Here is a 12,322-nt window from a genome sequence, read left to right on the forward strand (position 1 = left end):
TATGTTGCCCGAGATTGTATCTTTTGATCGTCAAGTAACCCTGGTAGGCGACTCCGGGATCCAGTTTATGGATTTTGGTTTGTCTCCAGGACGTTTGCCCGCCGGTGAATTTGTTAAATTAGCCAATGGCGTATTGACCCGTTTAATCTACAACGAACAGCGTGATTACTATTTTTATCAGCCCAGCCCGGCAAATATCGAGAAGGCTAAAAGCCAGTACGATATTCCCGTTGAGCAGAGTCTTAAGCTGTTTGACGGGACATGGTTGCCGCTTCCCCTACTCCGTTTCAGCCCGCCTGACGTCTATCAGGAAGGGCCGCTAAACTGGGCGCGTTTTCGTATCGTCAAGCTGGACAAGCCTGATATGGATGGGCATAGCCATCGAATGACGTTGGCTATCGATACTCGCGTAATGGCCAAACAGCAGGCCGCCGCCGACCTCAGCCCGAACCAGGAAGATGTCAATGCCGGGGCAACCTTTGCGGTGGCGACAGCCACCTATGCCCTCAACTGGTATCTCACGCAAGAGTGGATTGTCGACTGGCTGAAAGAGGTATTTAAAGAGGCGAGCAAAGGCCGGGATATCGACGAACGCGAGCAGGAGCTTAACCAGCAGTATCCGCTGGCGCACTACCTTAACCTTCTTTCACTGATGGCGATTCCCGTCGAAGGTTTGCAAAGTCAGACCGCCCCCATCATTGAATTGCCGCAGTTCAGGGTCATCGCCAATCGGGAAACTAACGCTATCAAGCCTATTCCCGTTGATTTGATCCTCGATGTCGGTAACTCACGCACCTGCGGTATTCTCATTGAAGATCATGGGCAATCAGGTTCAGGTATGCAGCACAACTATGTGCTCAAATTGCGCGATCTTAGCGCGCCGGAACATGTTTATACCGAACCCTTTGAAAGCCGGGTCGAATTTTCACAGGCCTTCTTCGGCAAAGATCACTGCTCGGTGCGTAGCGGCCGCCACGATGCCTTCCAGTGGCCGACGATCGCTCGTATCGGCGGAGAAGCGGGTCGTTTAGCGGCGCGCCGAAAAGGCAGCGAAGGTTCAACCGGCCTCTCCAGCCCTAAACGTTATCTTTGGGATGAAAAATATTACGGTCAGGGCTGGCGATTCAACGGTAGCTACGTGCAGGACAGTAATCCACTCGCCACCGCTGCGCCGTTCGCGAATCTGATCGATGAACGGGGCGAGGCGTTACACACCATCGAAGATGAGATGGATCGCATCCCGGTCTTTACGCCACGCTATTCCCGCAGCTCGCTGATGACCTTTATGCTCGCGGAAGTATTAACCCAGGCGATTAGTCAGATTAATAGCCCGGAACAACGCATACGTCAGGGACACGCAGGTATTCCGCGTCAGCTACGCCATATTATTCTGACCGTGCCGCCCGGTATGCCGATGGCTGAACGTTGCGTACTGGATGACCGTATGCGTCAGGCGGTCGGTTTAGTCTGGAAAGCGCTACGCTGGCACAACGGCGAAAACGATCCTTATGAGGATGAGCAAGAAGATCATAGTCAGACAAACATTAAAATTCCGCTGCCGAAAATCAGGGTCGAGTGGGATGAAGCGTCTTGCGCGCAGTTGGTTTATCTCTACACCGAGATAAACCAAAACTTTGCCGGTCACCCGGAGTCGTTTTTCGACGCCCTTAGCCGACCCGACAGCACGCAACGTGAAAGAATATCCATCGCATCTATCGATATCGGCGGCGGCACCACCGATCTGGTCATCACCGATTATCATCTCGATCGCAATGGTCATAGTGGGGGCGGCGCTAACGTCCATATCATCCCGCAGCAGCGTTTTCGCGACAGTTTTAAAATTGCCGGCGACGATATTCTGCTGGATGTCATCCAGTCCTATGTGCTTCCAGCCTTTGAGCAGGCGCTGCGTGAAACGGGGGTCATATCCGTTGAGACGCTGATGTCTCAACTGTGCGGCTCGCAAAATATTAGCGCGGCGGAATCCGTGCTGCGCCAGCAGCTCACCCTGCAACTCTTCGTTCCCCTCGCGTTGCACATTCTGGGTAAATACGAGCAATTCGATCCGCTGGACGAGCAAACGCATATCGTGATTAACCAACGTGTCGGCGATCTACTGCCGGTAGGTTCTCTGCGTGATGAAGTCGAGAGCTTTGTTCGCCGCGAAGTACAAAAAGCTGGTGGTCCGACCGATTTCAAACTGGCGGAGGTAATGCTCACTCTGCCGCTCGCCAGAGTGCATAACGATTTGTGCTCGGGTAAGTTCAACATTGATAAAGTGCTAACCGCGCTGTGCGAAGTGCTGAGCTATTATCATTGCGACCTGCTACTGCTGACGGGCCGCCCTTCGCAGCTGCCGGGCATTCAGGCAATTATCCGTCGCAACCTGCCGTTGCCGCCGGGGCGTATTTTACCGCTGCACGGTTATCAGACCGGCACCTGGTATCCGTTCCATAAAAATGGCCATATCGACGATCCGAAGAGCACCGCCTCCGTTGGCGCGATGCTCACGCAACTGTGCGCAAATCACAGCATTCCTAACTTCCATTTCCGTACCTCGGCGCTGAAGCCTTACTCAACGATTCGCCATATTGGCACCATTGATATGGATAACCTGATTCGCAGTGCCGATATCGTTTATCGCCATATCGAATCGGAGAACGGGCAGATAAAACTGCCGACATTCACCGACGAAAATGGCGAGAACACCACGCAAAGTATCATCATGCGTGGCGATTTGCGGCTGGGTTATCGTCAACTGGATGCCGAACGTTGGGCCGCCGCACCGCTTTATACCTTACGTTTTAGCGAAGAAGGCCGTAAGAAGTTTTCCGCCGCCTTCTCCGTGGATAACGGTTCACCGTACCTGAAAGTGAGACTGGCTATCGACAAAGGCAAACGGGCGCGCCAACTGGGCTTAATCAGCGATCGGCTGATGATTGCGGATATCACCAGCAACACCGATAAGTCATTCAGCAAGCGTGATGTAGATCTGGAACTCAATACTATGCCCGATACGGGGCTCATTGATAGCCGACACTGGCTCGATAGCGGGAGTGTTAAAAAATAATGAATAGCGATCAAAAATCTCTCACTCAGGGTTGGGCAGCTATCGCTCAGGGCTGTCAGGACGCACTTGGCTGGGTTGATGCAGTGCGTTCCGGTTCACGTCGCCTCGACAACGAGGCGGATAAACTCAACCTTAGCTTGCTCCGCACGCGTAACCAGGCCAATAGCCTGACGTTGGTCGCCAGAACGCCAATGACCGTCGGTTTTTTCGGCATTTCTCAGGCCGGGAAATCCTATCTCATCTCCGCATTGGCAGCTGGCAGCAATGGTTCACTGGAAGCCCTTTATGGCGAACGGCGCGTCGACTTTATCAAAGAAGTGAATCCCGTCGGCGGCGGTAAAGAGGCCACCGGCCTGGTCACCCGCTTCACCCTCCAGGCCCCCGCCGCGCCTGCGGGCTATCCTGTGCCTCTGCGCCTGTTCAGTGAAATCGATCTGGCCAAAATTCTGGCAAACGCCTGGTTTAATGATTTCAACCACGAGCAGCTGAGCTTTCAACTTGATGAAGCCAGGGTTGAAGAGCGACTGCGCCCCTTCCTGCAACGCGCCACACAAACAAAAAGCTATAACGGCGTGAGCCAGGAAGATGTGGTTGCCTTATGGGATTACCTGAACGCCTCGTTCAGAAAATCGGTTGAAAAACTTGAACACGCCTATTGGCCGCAGGTGTTGAAAATTGCCCCTGCGCTGAGTCCTGGTGAACGCGCAGAGCTATTTTCTTTATTGTGGGGAGAACTGCCGGCCCTCACCGAGACCTATCGTTCATTAGCCAATGTGCTGACCAAACTCAATCATGCCCGGACGGTGTTCGCCCCGCTGGAGACGCTTATCGATCACAGTAATGGCAGCATTATGAACGTCGACAGCCTTAACCGGCTAGGCTCCAGCCAGGATCGCCACGTGGAGATCCGCTACTGGAAAGAGGAGCAGCAAATCGGCAGCGCCAGCTTAACCCAGGCGGAACTGGCAGCGTTAACCACCGAGCTTATCTTCCCGTTAGCGGAAGTCGAGGCCGACAGCGTCGTGGAGCAGGTCGATCTGCTTGACTTCCCTGGGTATCGCGGGCGTCTTAAAATTACCGCACTGGAAGAGGCCGGTAGAGAGGGGCTTAATCCCATTTGCCAGCTTCTGCTGCGCGGTAAAGTCGCCTATCTGTTTGAACGTTACACCGATAATCAGGAGATGAACGCGCTGGTCGTGTGCGCCAGCTCCGCCAAACAGAGCGATGTTGCTGACGTTGGTCCGGTATTAAACCGCTGGGTAGAAAAAACGCAGGGTAAAAGCGCCGAAGAACGTCAGGGCCGTAACCCTGGGCTGTTCTGGGCCATCACCATGTGCGATATGCGCATCAACAGCAGTCTGCAACTCACCACCGAACAGTTAAAAGAAGGCTGGGAAGGTATGCTGCACATGACCTTGCTGGAGCGTTTCGCCCAATATGATTGGCTGCAGCAATGGGCGCCCGGCCAGGCGTTTAATAACTGTTTCCTGGTGCGAAAACCGGGGCTGGATAATCCGTTCATCGACCTAAAAGACGGTACAGAACAGGAGCGAAACAAGGAAGCGTGCATCACCGAGCGCTATCGCCAGAAGCTCGACGAAATGGGCAGCACCTTCATTAGCGCTAAAAACGTGCTGCAACACGTCACCGAGCCGAGCAAAGCCTGGCACGCGATGCTCGAGCTCAACGATGGCGGCATGGGACGCTTAACCAAAGCGCTGCGCGGCGTCGCGCATCTGGAATTCAAGCTGGCACGTTTGCAGCAACAACTTGAGCAGTGTCGCGAGGAGACCGGCAATCGCCGCCTGGGCCGCTGGTACGAAAAAGACGGCGACGGGCAGCTCGTGAAAAAACAGGCCATCGCGAAAGAGCTATGGCAGGGGCTGTCCGCCTGCTCCCACAGTATGGGAGAGCTAATTAATCGTCTGGATCTGCCGACGCAGGAGCTTAATAACATCTATTTAAGCATTCGCGACCGCAACCCGGAACCGTCAAACGATGGCGACAGCCTGGCGGCAAACGCGTTTACCGCCAGCCCATTTGGCAACAACCCCTTCGGTGATAACCCGTTTGGCAGCGATCCCTTCGCCGACGCACCGGCTGAAATCGCCGTGGTTGACGCGCCAGCGTCAACTGCCCAGGAAAGAGTCGGCCAGGACGATGATTTCGCCCATCAGGCGTTTAAAGCCTGGGTCGCGCATTTGCGTGAACTGCCGCAGCAAGCGCCGCAGTGGCGTCAGTTGGGGATGAACAGCGAACTGATTAATCATCTCAGCGAAGAATTGATCACCGCAGCCACGCGCCTCGATCTGGAAGGCACGCTGAAACGCGCGCTGGCGGGTCAGGAGCAAGCGGGTACGCGGCGTGAACATCTTATGGCACGCCAGGTTCTGCGCGCCCAACTGACTATGCGTGATTTTATCGCCTGGTTTGGTTATCTCACTCTACCGCCTGAAAAGGTGCCCAACAGCTATGTTGGCGAGAAAAATAAAGTCTTCGTGCGCCAGAAACCGCTGATGAACGACGAGCTGCCGCAGCTCGCCGCCGTTGCGCCGCAGCCGGGTGTCTCTTATCTGGGAGACTGGCTATCCGCCCTGATGAGCGTCGTACTTGATAACGCTGGTCATAGCGCCACGCGCGATATTTCCGTCGAACATAATCGCCAACTTGGTCAAATTATCAGCCAATTGAAACAAGAGAACATGCCATGCTAGCTAAAATCATCGCCTGCCAACCGGCAGAGCCGGGTACCGCACAATTGATGGTTCGCCTGCGCGGCGAAACTGCGGTGCTGCCCGATCTGACCTTTACGCTTTGTAATAACGAGCAGAACTATCTGCAGCCCGATGGCAGCTGGAGCCCTGCACAGCACTGGTTTACTGTCAACGGCGGTTACTCCCTGGCCAACGGCAGCGGCTTTCGTATCGGCCCTACTCTACTTGACCCTTTGCTGGCAAACGCAAGCCAGGTCCAGATTCAGATCAAGCTGGCTTCAGGAGAAGTGCGCAATACCACCCTCCAATTGGTGCGTGATGAGTTGCTCTCTTCTGAAGCCAGGGGCGCGACGGGTAATTACAGCAGCAGCAGTATGCTGGCAACCCCAGAAACCGACTCCGCACCAGCGGCCATCGTAGAAGCGCCCGTCGCAGAATCTGAAACCATTGCGCCGACCATTCATGCCAAGCCGCAGCCGCAACAAAAACCTGCGGCTTCCCGCCTCCCGCTCATCATCGCCGCCATCCTGCTTTTAGTGGTGATTGCTGGCGCGCTTTGGTGGTTCATGAGCCGGGACAAAGGTCAGGAGGTGGTCCCGGCGGTACAAGCTCAGCAAGCCCCCGCCGCCGCCGCCGCCCCTGAAGCGACGAACACCGAGCCTAAAGCCCCGGCTGGCTGTTCCGCACAGAGTTTAGACACGCTGAGCGAGCTTGAATTCGTGCAGACGTGCGTTCAGGAAAAACTCGATAGCGATAAACTGCTGGCCATTATCCAGTCAGCGAAAGAGGCGAAGAAATGCGGCGTCGCCCAGCGCCTGTACGCAAATCGCGCGCAGGGCGGCGATACCAAAATCGCCCTGATTTACGCCGGTGAGTACGATCCGAAATACCATCAGGCAAGCGAATGTTTCAAAGAGGCGGATAAAGATACCGCGGCCTATTGGTACGAAACGGTACTGCAATCAGAACCCGAGAACCAAACGGCTAAGCAGCGCCTTGAGGAGCTAGCAAAATGACCCGGACTTTTTTTTGCCGTCTGGCGCTGCCCTTATGCGGCCTGTTGTTCAGCGGGCACCTCTTTGCCGCCGAGGGCGATAAACCGCTGCTTCAGGAAGGGAAGAAAACGCTATACCAGCGCATCCTGACGACGCCAGGCTGTAAGCTTAGCGACAACGCCGGGGATGAAAATGGGCAGCTTCAGCCTGCCTTTAGCAGCCTTTATGTTTATCAAAAGGAAGAGGCTAAGGGGCAAAGCTGGCTTAAAGTCGGGCCGGATAGCTATGGCAAAACCCTTGGCTGGTTGCCGAAATCCTGTACCGTAGACTGGAAAATGCAGCTGACGCTGGCGTTTACCAACCCGGCCAACCGCGATCGGTTACTCTTTTTCAAAGAGAAAGAAAGTCTGGATAACATTCTTTCTGCCCCCGATCCTGTCTCTCTGGTGGCGCCGCTGCGCGCCAAATTGAAGCGTGACGGCCACGCTGAAGGTATTCAGGCCCAGGAGCCGGAATATTTTGTCGATCTGCAAAAGCAATTTTATCTGCTGCCAATCCTGAGCGGCGAAGAGGTCATGACCGAAGATGGCTTCTATACGCGCCTGCTCAACGTGGCCTCCGTCAGCAAGGCGGATGATAACGCAGCGGCAAAACAAGATAACGACGTAAACCAGTTGAAAGGCTTTAACGCTTCGGTGGTGTTCGTTATCGATTCAACCATTTCAATGGGGCCGTATATTGAGCGCACTAAAGAGGCGGTCAATAAGATCTACGACAAAATTAAACAAGAGCATCTGGATGGGCAGGTCAAGTTTGGTTTGGTCTCTTATCGTTCAAATACCAAAGCCGTACCGGGACTTGAATATAACACCCGCATTTTCGCCGACCCTAACCAGGTCAAGGACGGCGCGGATTTTCTGCAGAAAGTCGCCGATCTTAAAGAAGCGAAGGTCTCAAGCTCTTTATACGACGAGGATGCCTATTCCGGCGTGTTATCAGCTATTGATGACATTGACTGGAGTCCATTCGGCGCCCGCTATATGGTGCTGATTACCGATGCTGGCGCGATTGAGGGCAGCAATAAACTTTCAGGAACCGGCCTTGATGCAAGCCAGCTCCGTCTGGAAGCCGGTAACCGCGGCATTGCTATTTATACGTTGCACCTGAAAACCGCCAGCGGCAAAGCAAACCATACCAAAGCCGAGAGCCAGTACCGCGATCTCTCCAATTTTGATAGCACGCAATCTAACCTTTATCAGGCGGTGAATGCAGGCGATATCAAAATGTTCGGTCAGCAGGTTGATGCCCTGGCGTCAGCCATTACGGAACAGGTGAAAGCCGCCTATATGGGGGATGCCGCCATTGGCAGCGCGCTGTATGCCAAAGATGAGGGGCAAAAGCTCACGGCGGAGCAGAAATTGCTCCAGGATACGGCGTTAATCGGGCATGCGATGCAGTTAGCCTATTTGGGCAAACGCAACAGCACCCAGGCCCCGCTGGTGTTCCAGGCCTGGATTAGCGATCGCGATCTGATTAAGCAGAACATCCCCACAACAGATGTTCGCGTGCTCTTAACCAAGGGACAGCTGAGCGATTTAAGCGATGCCGTCAGCCAGATTCTGAAAGCCGCTAATGAAGGGATGATCTCGCCCACTAAGATGTTTGAACAACTGCGCACCGTTGCGGCAACAATGGGGACCGATCCTAACCAGTTGAAACAGCAAGACAGCGCGAGCATCGGCGATCTTGGCGTGCTGGGCGAGTATCTGGCCGATCTTCCCTACAAAAGCGATGTGCTGAATCTCGATGAAGAAACGTGGAAAAGCTGGGATGGGCTGTCACAGGAGAAATTTATCCGCACACTGTCATCCAAGCTGCGTCACTATCAAAAATATAATGCAGATGTCGACCGCTGGGTCGAGCTGGCGCAAGGTAGCGATCCGCGCGATCGCGTGTATCCCATCCCACTGGAAATGATGCCCTGATGCTGCACATTGAAGACTTGTGCGTGGTTCGTGGTCAGGATCATCAGGCTCACCGTGTTTACCTGCCGCAGCTTTCGCTGCGGCCAGGCGAGGTGGTGGCGGTAACGGGTGAAAGCGGCTGCGGTAAAAGCACGCTTCTGGAAGCCATTGGTTTAGTGTTGCATCCCAGCAAAATTGGGCGTTACACGCTCAGCAAAGGGACACAGCAGCAGGATATTGCCGCGTTGCTTCTGGGCGAGCGACATAATACACTCGCTGCGATTCGGGCACGCGAACTTGGCTTTGTATTACAAAACGGTGGCCTCCTTCCCTACCTGAACGTCAAAGATAATATTCTCTTGCCGTGCCAGCTGCTGGGAGCCCGCCCTGACAGCACCATGCTGGATAGGGTCATCGACACGCTAAAACTGTCGCCACTACTGGCAAAATATCCTACCCAGCTCTCCTTTGGCGAACGGCAGCGCACCGCTTTTGCGCGCGCGATATTACATCGCCCGGCGCTGGTACTGGCAGATGAACCGACGGCGGCGCTCGATCCCTACAATGCCCAGAAATTATTTAGCCTGTTTATCGAACTAGTCCGTCAGGAAGACATGATGGCGCTGGTCGTTTGCCATGACTGGCCTCTGGTCAAACACTTCAATTTACCCTGTTTAGCTGCGCAGCCAGAATCGCTGACGGCGTCATCACAGAGCGAACGGGGAGGTACTTACTTTGTCCTTTAATCGTGCAAGACTGCTCGGTCGCCTTGCAATGCAAGACCTGTGGCACGATCGCATCATCTCTTTTTGCATCGTCTCCTCTCTTGTTGCGGTCATCGCCCCTTTACTGCTCCTTTTTGGCCTGCGCTTTGGCATTGTGAACCAGTTACAAAACGATCTGGCCAACGATCCCCGCAATCTGGAGATCCGCATGTTGAGCAGCGGAAGCTACGATCAGCACTGGATCACGCAGCTACGGCAGCGGCCTGATGTCGGCTTCGCCATCGGGCAAACGCGCTCGCTCAATACGCTGACTGACTTGCAGACGGACAGCACACATTTTATTGAAAATGCGGAAGTCATTCCGACAGAGGCTGGCGATCCTTTGCTCGGCACGCAGGTGCTCCATCATGACCATGAAGTTGTTATTACTCAGGAAGCGGCACGCAAGCTGGCGGTGAAAACCGGTGATACGCTCACGCTACGCGTGAGTCGTATGCTCGATGAACGCCGCGAATGGGGACGTAAGCGCGTGACCGTGGTGGGGATTTTGCCAGCCACCTATTTTAATCGCCCCGCTATCTTTACCCGCCCTGCGTTATTAATGGCTCTTGAACATTTTCGCGATGGCTATGCGGTAACAGCGTTAGGGGTCGCCAGCGGCGCTCAGCTTAACGGTAACGCGCCGCGCTACGCCCGCGCAAGGTTGTACGCACGCGATATTGACCATGTCGCCAGCCTTGAACGCGATTTGCGCGCCCAACGCATCGAAACCACCAGTCGGCTGGCGGATATTGAGAATGTAAAAAGCATTAACCGTGTGTTGGGCATCATCTTTAACACGATCGCCATCACCGCGCTCATTGGCTGTATCGCCTCGTTAATCGGCTCGTTTATCGCCAATGTCGATCGTAAACGTAAGCATATTGCTGTACTTCGTCTGCTGGGCTTCACGCGACCAGCCGTAGGCGTTTACGTCATTAGTCAGGGCGCTTTGCTCAGCCTGATGGCCTATATCGGCGGTTTTGGCATCTATTTTTTAGCCAGCCAGATATTTAACCGGGCGCTGTCCACAAGCCAGGCCACCGGTCAGATGATTTGCAAGATAACGCCCTTACACGGCCTTATCGCCCTCTTACTGACGCTGGTTGTGGCGACGCTGGTTGCCGGTATCGGTGCCTGGCGCGCGATCCATATTGAACCTGCGCAGAGCCTGCGCGAGGCATAACCCTTATTTTTTTAATTTGCCCTAAGCATCTATTTTAGCGGAGATCGTTCATGGCCTTTACTCCTTCCACATTATCGCGCTGCCTGGCGCTAGCCCTGCTGGTGAAGATCTCCCCCGCGCTGGCAGAACCGTGGGCAGAGAAAACCTATAATCCGAAGCCAGATAGCGATGACGTGATTTTGCCTATGCCCTGCGAAGGTTCGATGGTATTTCGTCGGGTAGAAATTCCAGTAGCCGGTCCTCTGGATGATATTCCCATCACCTTAGGGGAAGATGGCGGTGAATGGGGCTTTGTGGAACACAGTTATCCCACGTTTATCGCCGGTAGCTTTACTGAAACGCCCCAAAATAAAGGCCGTTATTATTTAATGGCGAAATATGAGCTGACGGCATTGCAATATCAGGCATTAACTTCCGATACTTGCCCGACACCATCGCGTAAACTTAGCCTCCCTCAAACCAGCATCAGTTGGTTTGAGGCCGTTAATTTCTCCGATAAATATAACCAGTGGTTACGCGCAAACGCGCTCGACAAGCTGCCGAAAGAAGATAACAAACCAGGTTTTTTACGACTGCCCACCGAAGTAGAGTGGGAGTTTGCCGCGCGCGGCGGTCTGAAAGTGGATACCGCACAGTTTCGTGATTCCCGTTATCCGATGGACGACATCAAAAATTATGAGTGGTATTCCGGTTCGCAGTCCTCAAACGGGAAACTTCAGCTCATCGGTCTGTTAAATCCTAACCCGCTCGGCCTGTACGATATGTTAGGCAACGTCTCTGAGATGATGTTTACCCCCTTCTACCTCAATAAAATTAATCGATTGCATGGCCAGGCTGGCGGTTTTGTGGTGCGTGGCGGCAGCGTGATGTCCAGTGAGTCGGATATCCGCAGCGCTAGCCGTAAAGAAATTAACTATTACGATAATGCCCAGCCTTTTACCAGTAAAACAATGGGCCTGCGGTTGGTGCTGGTTTCCCAGGCAATTACCTCAACGGACCGGGTCAAACTTCTTGAGAAAAACTGGTCGACTCTCGGTGATGATAAAACGGGCGCAGAGAGCAGCAAATCCGGGTCCAATGATACGGCGAAAGCGTTAGGTAGCCTGGCTTCTGGCGTTGAAGACAGCGAGCTGAAGAAAAAGCTGAAAGATCTGGAAAACCAACTTCGTGCCAGCAACCAGCAGCAGCAAGAAGAAAGAGCACAGTCTATCCGCGCCAGCCTGAATCTGGGCTCTTTTCTCTGTACCAAATTACAGGACGATGGTCGTTTCCTTGACTTCCTCAATCACAATTATGAGCTGCTGTGCAAAGATAAAGACAGCAGCGATGCCAACTGTGCCATCCGCAAAAATAAGCTGGCGGAACAAACCGATCGTCTACAGCAGCTAACGAGCTACTACGCCAGCAGTCTGGTGGATTCCGGCACCCTGTATGGGCAAGCAGGGCTAAAAGGCGAAGTGAACGTGTTCAATCAGATGCTGATGCTGAATAAACGTCTTTCCGGTCTTAAGCCGTTCCTCGCTGCTCATTGGCAGAATCAGCAAAAATACCTAGCGAACGGCAAAATTGATACAGCTGGCTGGCTGGATACCTGCAAACAAGTAAAGAACGGCCACTAATCTTAAACAT

General features: G+C 53.8%; 7 protein-coding genes. All 7 read left to right on the forward strand.

Annotated elements, in window-relative coordinates; all coding sequences use genetic code 11:
• Nucleotide 1: 1 nt before the first annotated feature.
• Genes AC534G_RS23015 through AC534G_RS23045 form a run of 7 tightly spaced genes read left to right on the forward strand, consistent with a single transcriptional unit; the run spans nucleotide 2 to nucleotide 12,312 of the window.
• On the forward strand, nucleotides 2-3,070 hold the full coding sequence (locus tag AC534G_RS23015) for a virulence factor SrfB (protein ID WP_023288355.1): 3,069 nt from the start codon (nucleotides 2-4) through the stop codon (nucleotides 3,068-3,070).
• Nucleotides 3,070-5,784 carry a putative virulence factor gene (locus AC534G_RS23020; protein WP_097340293.1) on the forward strand — a complete coding sequence of 905 codons (2,715 nt, stop codon included), beginning with the start codon at nucleotides 3,070-3,072 and terminating at the stop codon, nucleotides 5,782-5,784. The genes AC534G_RS23015 and AC534G_RS23020 overlap by 1 nt, the downstream gene beginning before the upstream one ends.
• A complete protein-coding gene (locus AC534G_RS23025) occupies nucleotides 5,778-6,800 on the forward strand; it encodes a hypothetical protein (protein ID WP_496594469.1) in 1,023 nt (340 codons plus the stop codon). The genes AC534G_RS23020 and AC534G_RS23025 overlap by 7 nt, the downstream gene beginning before the upstream one ends.
• Nucleotides 6,797-8,764 (forward strand): vWA domain-containing protein, encoded by a 1,968-nt coding sequence (locus tag AC534G_RS23030; protein ID WP_017901259.1) that lies wholly within the window; start codon nucleotides 6,797-6,799, stop codon nucleotides 8,762-8,764. Before AC534G_RS23025 ends, AC534G_RS23030 begins: the two co-directional genes overlap by 4 nt.
• Nucleotides 8,764-9,489, forward strand: a complete 726-nt coding sequence (locus tag AC534G_RS23035; RefSeq protein WP_031521485.1) for an ABC transporter ATP-binding protein — start codon at nucleotides 8,764-8,766, stop codon at nucleotides 9,487-9,489. Before AC534G_RS23030 ends, AC534G_RS23035 begins: the two co-directional genes overlap by 1 nt.
• On the forward strand, nucleotides 9,479-10,693 hold the full coding sequence (locus tag AC534G_RS23040) for an ABC transporter permease (RefSeq protein ID WP_025999345.1): 1,215 nt from the start codon (nucleotides 9,479-9,481) through the stop codon (nucleotides 10,691-10,693). Before AC534G_RS23035 ends, AC534G_RS23040 begins: the two co-directional genes overlap by 11 nt.
• 50 nt (nucleotides 10,694-10,743) lie before the next feature.
• Nucleotides 10,744-12,312, forward strand: coding sequence for a formylglycine-generating enzyme family protein (locus AC534G_RS23045; RefSeq protein ID WP_045269751.1), 1,569 nt, complete (start codon nucleotides 10,744-10,746; stop codon nucleotides 12,310-12,312).
• Nucleotides 12,313-12,322: the final 10 nt, after the last annotated feature.

The organism is Citrobacter sp. CRE-46, assembly GCF_059615875.1.

Excerpts from the sequence above, each read along its gene's own strand:
- AC534G_RS23020 (WP_097340293.1), top strand. The coding sequence starts at position 3,070 with ATGAATAGCGATCAAAAATCTCTCACTCAGGGTTGGGCAGCTATCGCT.
- AC534G_RS23030 (WP_017901259.1), top strand. The coding sequence starts at position 6,797 with ATGACCCGGACTTTTTTTTGCCGTCTGGCGCTGCCCTTATGCGGCCTG.
- AC534G_RS23035 (WP_031521485.1), top strand. The coding sequence starts at position 8,764 with ATGCTGCACATTGAAGACTTGTGCGTGGTTCGTGGTCAGGATCATCAG.
- AC534G_RS23045 (WP_045269751.1), top strand. The coding sequence starts at position 10,744 with ATGGCCTTTACTCCTTCCACATTATCGCGCTGCCTGGCGCTAGCCCTG.
- AC534G_RS23025 (WP_496594469.1), top strand. The coding sequence starts at position 5,778 with ATGCTAGCTAAAATCATCGCCTGCCAACCGGCAGAGCCGGGTACCGCA.
- AC534G_RS23015 (WP_023288355.1), top strand. The coding sequence starts at position 2 with ATGTTGCCCGAGATTGTATCTTTTGATCGTCAAGTAACCCTGGTAGGC.